This is a genomic window from Micromonospora sp. KC207 (genome assembly GCF_004348615.1).
Taxonomy (GTDB): Bacteria; Actinomycetota; Actinomycetes; order Mycobacteriales; family Micromonosporaceae; genus Micromonospora.
Window position 1 is genome coordinate 1 of the sequence record NZ_SMKJ01000304.1, and the last position, 7,973, is coordinate 7,973.

4 protein-coding genes are annotated in these 7,973 nt (G+C 74.7%); 2 read left to right on the forward strand and 2 right to left on the reverse strand.

Annotated features, from left to right (window positions below):
- Together E1258_RS27275 and E1258_RS27280 are read right to left on the reverse strand one after the other, a co-directional pair.
- Positions 1–2,591: ATP-binding protein (locus tag E1258_RS27275; protein WP_243715723.1), on the reverse strand; the 2,591-nt coding region annotated here is incomplete at its 3' end.
- Complete coding sequence (locus E1258_RS27280; protein ID WP_132406165.1) at positions 2,581–3,816, reverse strand: hypothetical protein; 1,236 nt, start codon at positions 3,814–3,816, stop codon at positions 2,581–2,583. The genes E1258_RS27280 and E1258_RS27275, both read right to left, overlap by 11 nt.
- A gap of 364 nt (positions 3,817–4,180) precedes the next feature.
- Between E1258_RS27280 and E1258_RS27285 the strand changes: the two genes are divergently transcribed.
- Entirely contained in the window at positions 4,181–7,036 is a 2,856-nt protein-coding gene (locus E1258_RS27285) for an alpha/beta fold hydrolase (protein ID WP_132406167.1), read from the forward strand.
- Complete coding sequence (locus tag E1258_RS27290) at positions 7,036–7,902, forward strand: ABC transporter permease subunit (protein ID WP_132406169.1); 867 nt, start codon at positions 7,036–7,038, stop codon at positions 7,900–7,902. Before E1258_RS27285 ends, E1258_RS27290 begins: the two co-directional genes overlap by 1 nt.
- Positions 7,903–7,973: the final 71 nt, after the last annotated feature.

Here is a 7,973-nt window from a genome sequence, read left to right on the forward strand (position 1 = left end):
ACCGGGGGAGCCGCGGCGGGGGGAGACAGGACCGGGGGCGCCGTGGCCGGGCCGCCGGCCGGGCGGTGCAGTTCGGCCCGGCGTACCCCGGCTTCGAACTCCTCGACCAGCGCGCGGGCGGCGGCCGGGTCGGCGGTGGTGGCGTCCACCGGGCCGACGACCGGAGCGGTGGGGCGCAGGTTCGCGCCGGGCACCCGCTGGCGGATGCCGGACGTGTTCCGCAGCGCCCCGGCCACCGGCCCGCTTGCCCCGGCCTCAGGCCCGGGCAGGTCGGCCGGCTGGTTGCCGAGCAGCGGGCCGGTCGGGGAGGCGGGCCGGGTTCGCGCCGGCAGGACCGGCGTGGCGTCGGGTACGCCGGCCCCGCCGACCGGCCCGGCGGCACCGAATGGCCGGACCGTGCCGGGCACCGCCGGGGGAGCGACGGCGCCGGGCGCGGCCGGAGTGCCCCCGACGGTCGGCGGGGCGTCCAGGGTGGGCGTTGCGGCCTGCGGGTACTTGGTGGCCGTGGTTGCCGGCTCCGCGACCGCCCCGAAGGCGTTCCACGAGTCGCCCGACTTCATCGACCGGGTGGCGCGGTTGAGCAGCTCGCGGTCCACGCCGAGCGCCAGGGTCCCGTCGACCGGCTCGGTGCCGATGGGCGCGGGGTGGGGCGAGGCGGCGACGGCGGCCAGCGCCCGGCCGGACGTGACCGGCCAATCCGGCACGGTCGCCCGGGCCACCGTGGCCCCGACCCGGTCGGCGGGCGGTAGGACCAGCAGCGCCGACGGGACCTCCACCCGGGCGGTGATCCCGCCGCCCGGGGTCGGGATGAGGTCCACGGTCCAGCCGTGCCGGCGGGCGAGCCGGCCCACCACGAAGAGGCCGAGCACCTCGGTCGGGGCGAGGTCGAGCCGTTCCCGCTGGGTGAGCCGGGAGTTCTCCTCGGCCAGCCGCTCCTCGGTCATCCCGATGCCGTGGTCCACCACCGACAGCCGCATGCCGTGCTCGGTCGGCGCGGCGGTCACCACAACCCGGGTGTGGGGCGGGGAGAAGACGGTGGCGTTCTCCATCAGCTCGGCCAGCGCCAGCACGAGGTCGCCCACGGTGGCCGGCGCCGCCGACACCCCGGCGGGGACCTGCATGTCGACCCGGGTGTAGTCCTCGATCTCGCCGAGCGCGAGGCGGACCACGTCGGGCAGCGGCACCGGGGCGACGTGCCCGTCGGTGCCGGTCGAGCCGGAGAGCACCACGAGGCTGCCCGCGTTGCGGCGCAGCCGGCTGGACACGTGGTCCAGCCGGTACAGGTGCTCCAGCCGCCCGGGGTCGGTCTCCTGCTGCTCCAGTCGGTCGATGAGCGCGATCTGCCGGCTCACCAGGTTCTGCGTACGCCGCCCGACGTGCCCGAACATCTGTGCCACGTTGCGCCGGCCGGCGACCTGCCGCTCCACCAGCCGGGCGGCGGTGGTCTGGACGCGATCGAACGCGCGGGCCAGGTCGCCGATCTCGTCGCGGCCCAGGGTGTCGACCGGGTCGAGGTGGACCGGCGGTACGTTCTCGCTCTCGTCGTCGACGACCCGCACCAGCTCGGCCTCGGCGGCCCGGGCGACCCGGTCGGCGGAGCGGGTGAGTCGGGTCAGCGGGCGGGCGACCAGCCGGGCCACCACCATGCTGAGCAGCACCACGGTGAGCAGCACCAGGGCCGCCGTGCCGCCGACCACCCAGGCGGCGGCGAGTGCCCGCCGCTGTTCCGCGCGCACCTGCGTGGTGACGTCCGCGGCGATCTTCTTCTCCACGAACTGACCGATGGTGATGATCGACCGCACGGAGAGGAAGAGCGTGTCCAGCGGCACCGCCGCGACGGCGGCGACGGGGTTCCTCGCGCTGTCGGCGACGAACGTCGGGCTGGTCCGGGCCGCCACCGCCGTGTCGTTCAGCAGGGCCAGCGCCAACTGCTCCGGGGTGATCAGGCTGCGGAACCGGATCGTGTCCACTCTCAGCGCGGCCATGCAGGCGACGTAGCTGGCGACGGTCTTCGGGTCGTTGGTCGCCTTGACCAGGACGATCAGGGTGGCGCACGCGCCCAGGCTCTCGTCGGCGCGCAGCAGCAGGTCCAGGGCCAGCACCTGCTGACCGGCCGGGGTGGTGGTGTCCACCTGCCAGGCCAGCCGCAGCGAGTCGATCAGCGCCAGGGAGGGCGGGGCGAAGGCGTCTATGACCTGGGCCGCAGTGGCCTGGCCGGTGAGCACGGCGGTGCGTATGTCGGCGAGCCGCCGTACCCCGTCGAGGGCGGTGGTGACCTGGTCGGTGAGCTGGCCGCGCAGCTCGGCGCGGATGTCGGCGACGCGGTCGTCCACGGCGGCCGACTTCTGGATCAGCTCGGTACGGGACACCTGGCCGAGCAGCAGACCGACGGAGAGCAGGCGCTCCTGCTGGAGGTCCTGCACCAGGCTGCCGACCCGGCTGGCCACCCGGACAATCTCGGCGGTGCCCTCCGCCCGCTCGGCGGCGGCGACCCGGTCGAGCACGATCGGCACGGCGAGCCCGACCATGCTGAGCAGCGGGATGACCACGAGCAGGGCGAGTTTGCCCCGGATGCGGAGCCTACCGAGCATCGAAGGGCCCCCACCGCTCGGCACCGGCGACGCGACCCTGCCCGGCCGGCTGAAGCATCCGGGGCTCGGCCGGGGCGAGCGTGCCGATCGGTGCGGCTGGCCGGGAGCCGGCCGGGGGTTCCCAGCCGGAGCCGTCGGCCGGCGGGTCCGCGTCGCCGCCGTCGGCCCGGCGGTCCCGCTCGGCGCGGCGGGCGCGGCGGGCCGAGGCGACCAGCACCGCGCCGAGCGTGGCGAGCAGCAGGGCCGCCGTCCCCGCTGCCCCGCCAGTGAGCCGCCGGTCCCGGTCGAGCCGGTCGAGCCGGTCGGCCAGCAGCGTGTCCAACTCGTCGAGGATGACGGGCTGGAGCTGCCTGGTGGCGTTCTGCGCGGCGGTCCGGGCGGCGGCGAGGTTGGCGAGCGCGCGGGTCGCTGCCGACTCGTCCGTCACGCTGGACGCCGAGGCCGGGGCGGCGAGCGCGCCGAGCCGTTCGATGGCGCGCTGGTAGGTGTCCAGGTGGTTGAGCACGCTCGCGCCGAGGTTGGTGCTGTCCGTGCTGTCGACTGCCGCGCGCAGGTTGGTGATCAGGTCGTTGGCGGGGCCGATGGCGCTCGTCCACAGGGCACCCAACCGGGGCACCAGGGCGATCCGCTCGGCGACCGGGAGGCTGGAGGCGACGGTGGCCAGGTCGGCGAGTCGGCCGGTTGCCACCACCGACTCGGGCAGTTCGTCGCTGATCGCGTCCTGGAGGTAGAACGAGTCGGCCTGCTGGTCCCGGATCAGCCCGGAGCCCTCGCGCACCTTGCGGTGCAGGGCCAGCAGCAGGTCGGTGGCCTCGCCGTACGCGGCGAAGGTCGCCTGCGGGTCGGTGAGCCCCTTTTCGGGCAGCGCCTCCAGCTTGGCCCGCAGCCCGGTCCACCGCTCGTGGGTGCGCAGCTCGTTGCCGACGCGGGTGTCTATGGCAGCGACGTCCGCCACCGTCCGGTTCAGCGCCTCCCGGGACACGGTCCGGCCGGCGATGGCGGCGGACTGGGCGTCGACCAGGGCGAGCGTGAGCGGGCCGAGGGCGCGCAGGTACTCCACACCCCGCCGCTCGCGGGCCAACAGGTCGCGGTCGTCGCTGGTGAGGCGGTGCTGCTGGACGAAGAGGAACGCCATCGGGGCGAGCAGCGCCACCACGAGCAGCAGCGGCAGCACGCGGCCGGACAGGGAGGGCCGTCGAGGGCCCCGCTGCGCGGGGACGGTCATGTGTTCTCCTCCGGCGACGGCGGAAATGGGCAGGTGCCGGGGTTGCCGAGCGTCCCGCTCACCGGACCGGAAACTAGCGGACCTGCACCGGCACACAGAGCCGTCAGCCGGTCAGTTTTGCGTCACTTCGAGCGATGTCACCTCTCGTCTATCGCCGGGGCACCCTCGGTGGAGACAGTCCGGTCTACATGGGCTGATAGATGCGGTTTAGGTTGAACATCGGAATTCACATGATCCGAATTCATCTCACTGTGCTGCGCTGGACGCTGCGCAATCGACCGGATATTGTCGCCGATCGGTCAGACCGAGCGGACGTACGGAGGATCTCAGCGAACGCTCAGAAACCTCCCCGTACCGTTGCCGCATGAGATCGCCGTTGTCGGCCGTACCGGTCCGACGGGCCCTGGCCACCCGCCGCCGCCGGATCGTCGCCGGAGCGGCGGCGACCGTGCTGCTGGCCGCCGCCGTGCTGTGGGCGGCCCGTCCCGGCGAGGCCGGCTTCCGCACCGAGCCCGCGATGATCACCGTCCGCTCCGGCCCGACCGGCGACGAGCCGGTCGACCTGGACACGACCTTCTACCTGCCCGACGGTGCCTCGGCCGATCGCAGGGTGCCGGCGGTGCTGCTCGCGCACGGCTTCGGCGGCACCAAGGAGTCGGTCCGGTCCGACGCCGAGGAACTGACCGGCCAGGGGTATGCGGTGCTCACCTGGACCGCGCGTGGCTTCGGCCGCAGCGGCGGCCAGATCCACCTGGACAGCCCCGAGCACGAGGTCCGGGACGCCGAGCGGCTGCTGGACTGGCTGGCCGCCCGCCCCGAGGTGCGCACCGACGCCGCCGGCGACCCCCGGGTCGGCGTGGTCGGCGGCTCGTACGGCGGCGGCCTGGCCCTGCTGCTGGCCGCCCAGGACAAGCGGGTCGACGCGATCGTCCCGATGATCACCTGGAACGACCTGTCCCGCGCGTTCCTGCCCGAGAGCACCGGCGGGCCCGCCACCTCCGGCGTGTTCAAGAAGGGCTGGGCCGGGCTGTTCTTCGGCGGCGGCGCAGCCGGCTCCGACCCGGCCGGGTTCTCCGGGGGCTCGGCTGCCCAGCCCGAGGATGTCCCCGCGTCGGCGGGCCCGCCGGGCGCGGGGCCGGGCACCGGGCCGGGGCCCGCCCCGACCGGGGCCGCCGACCCGTCCTGCGGTCGGTTCGCCGCCGACGTCTGCGCCGCGTACCTGCGGATCGCCGCCACCGGGCGGGGCGATCAGGCGGCGGTGGACCTGCTCCGCCGGTCCAGCCCGGCCGGCGTGCTCGACCGGATCAAGGCACCGACCCTGCTGGTACAGGGCGAGGCGGACACCCTCTTCCCGCTCGCCGAGGCCGACGCCAACGCGCGCGGGATCGCCGCGGCCGGCACCCCGGTCCGGGTGGCCTGGTTCACCGGCGGCCACGACGGCGGCGACGGGCCGCGCAACGACTCCGACCGGGTGAAGTACCTGACCGTGCAGTGGCTCGACCACTACGTCAAGGGCGAGGGCGCGGCCCCCGGCGACGACTTCACGTACTCCCGGATCGCCGGTTTCGACGCCCTCGACCGTGGCCTGGTCGCCACCGGCTACCGCACCACCGACTATCCGGGCCTGGGCGGCGACGCGCGTCGCGAGGTCGCGGTGACCGGGCCGGCCCAGCCGATCGCCAACCCGCCGAACGGCAACCCGGCGGCCATCTCCTCGGTGCCGTTCGCCGGCGCGCTCGGCTCGCTGCTCGGCAGGGTGGCCGGCGACGTGCCCGGCCAGCACGCCCGGTTCGAGTCGGCGCCGTTGCCCGAGGCGGTGGACGTGGCCGGGTCGCCGACCGTCACGCTGCGGGCGGCCTCGGCCACCGGCGAGGCGGTGCTGTTCGTGAAGCTCTACGACGTCGACCCGCAGGGCGCGGCGACGCTGTCCAACGGGCTGGTCGCCCCGGTCCGGCTCACCGGCCTGCCGGCGCAGATCGAGGCCGCGAAGCCGGTCACCGTCACCCTGCCGGCGATCGTCCGCCGGGTCGAGGCCGGGCACCGGCTGCGGGTCGTGGTGGCGACGTCCGACCAGGCGTACACGACGCCGGTCGAGCCGGCGGTCTACACGGTGGCGGCCGGCGACAATCCGCTCGTGCTGCCGACCGTGGCCGGCGTGCCGATCCCCACCACGGCCACCGTCTGGCGCTGGGTGCTGGCCGGGCTGCTGGCCGCCATCGCGGTCGGGCTCGTGGCGGTCGTCCTGATCGCCCGCCGCCGGCACCGTCGCCAGGACAGCTCCGTGCATCCCGAGTACGCGGGCACGCCGCTGGTTGTGCGCCAACTGCGCAAGGAGTACGCCGACGGCTTCGTCGCCGTGTCGAACGTCGACTTCGAGGTGCACCCCGGCCAGGTCGTCGGCCTACTCGGGCCCAACGGCGCGGGCAAGACCACCACACTGCGGGTGCTGATGGGGCTGACCCAGCCCACCGCCGGGGAGATCTACGTCTTCGGCCGGCGGCTGGTGCCCGGCTCGCCGGTGCTGTCCCGCATCGGCGCGCTCGTCGAGGGGCCCGGCTTCCTGCCCCACCTGTCCGGGCTGGAGAACCTCAAGGCGTACTGGCGGGCCACCGGCCGGCCGTGGGCGGACGCGCACTTCGACGAGGCGCTGGAGATCGCCGGGCTCGGCGAGTCGGTGCACCGCAGGACCCGCAAGTACAGCCACGGCATGCGGCAACGCCTGGCCATCGCCCAGGCCATGCTCGGCCTGCCCGAGCTGCTGGTCCTCGACGAGCCGACGGACGGCCTGGACCCGCCGCAGATCGCCGAGATGCGCCGGGTGCTCCAGCGCTACGCCACCGAGGGCCGGGCGGTGCTGGTCTCCAGCCACCTGCTCGCCGAGGTGGAGCAGACCTGCACGCACGCGGTGGTGGTCAACAAGGGGCGGATCGTGGCGTCCGGCCCGGTGGAGGAGATCGTCGGCGAGTCGCCGAGCGTGCTGTTCGACGTGACCGACCCGGAAGCGGCGCGCGACGTGCTGGGCCGGCTGGCCGGCGTCCGGGTGCTGCCCGACGCCGAGGGGCAGCTGGTGGTGGACACCAACGGCACCGCCCGCAGCGAGGTGGTGGCCGAGCTGGTCCGGGCCGGCATCGGCGTGGACCGGGTGGTGCCACGCCGCCGCCTGGAGGACGCGTTCCTCGCCCTGGTGGGCGAGAACTCTCGGGGAAGCGGGGACCGGTGATGGCGCAGTCGTCTTCCACTGTGGGTGCGGCGGCGGGCTATCGGCCGTCGGCGACCCTGCCGTTCGCGGCGGAGTTCCGCCGGCAGGCGTCGCGGCGGCGTACCCAGCTCGCGCTCGGGTTCATGGTGCTGCTGCCGCTGATCGTGCTGGTCGCGTTCCAGTTCGACTCCGGCGACGACGACGGCGGTGGCGAATTCTCCAGCCTGGCCGACCTGGCCACCTCGGGCGGGTTGAACTTCACCCTCTTCTCGCTGCTGGTCTCCGCGTCGTTCCTGCTGGTCGTGGTGGTGGCGCTGTTCTGCGGTGACACGGTGGCCAGCGAGGCGAGCTGGGGCAGCCTGCGCTACCTGCTGGCCGTGCCGGTGCCCCGGGCCCGGCTGCTGGCGGTGAAGCTGCTGGTGGCGCTTGCGTACTCGGGGTTGGCCCTGCTGCTGCTCGCCGGCACCGCCCTGCTCGCCGGCACCCTCCGGTACGGCTGGGCGCCGCTGCGCAGCGAGGTCTCCGCCCAGCTCGACCCGGCCGAGGGGCTGCTGCGGCTGGTGGCCGTGCTCGGGTACCTGGCGGTCGTCCTGCTGGCGGTGGCCGGGCTGGCGTTCCTGCTCTCGGTCGTCACGGACGCGGCGCTCGGCGCGGTCGGCGGGGCGGTGCTGCTGTGGATCCTGTCCAGCATCCTGGACCAGATCACGGCGCTCGGCGGGATCCGGGCGTTCCTGCCCACCCACTACGCCAACGCCTGGCTTGGACTGCTGTCGACGCCGGTGCAGACCGACGACCTGGTACGCGGCTGCATCTCCGCGATCGCCTACGCCACCCTGTTCTGGTCGCTGGCCTTCTGGCGTTTCACCCGCAAGGACGTCACGAGCTGACGGCCGCGCCGCCCGCCCGGACCATCGTGCCCGGCCGGGCGGGGCAGTGACCGAACCCGTCACCGCGACCC

Bases quoted from the DNA above. Each gene is read 5' to 3' on its own strand.
- E1258_RS27285 (WP_132406167.1), top strand. From the start codon at position 4,181: ATGAGATCGCCGTTGTCGGCCGTACCGGTCCGACGGGCCCTGGCCACC.
- E1258_RS27290 (WP_132406169.1), top strand. From the start codon at position 7,036: ATGGCGCAGTCGTCTTCCACTGTGGGTGCGGCGGCGGGCTATCGGCCG.
- E1258_RS27280 (WP_132406165.1), bottom strand. From the start codon at position 3,816: ATGACCGTCCCCGCGCAGCGGGGCCCTCGACGGCCCTCCCTGTCCGGC.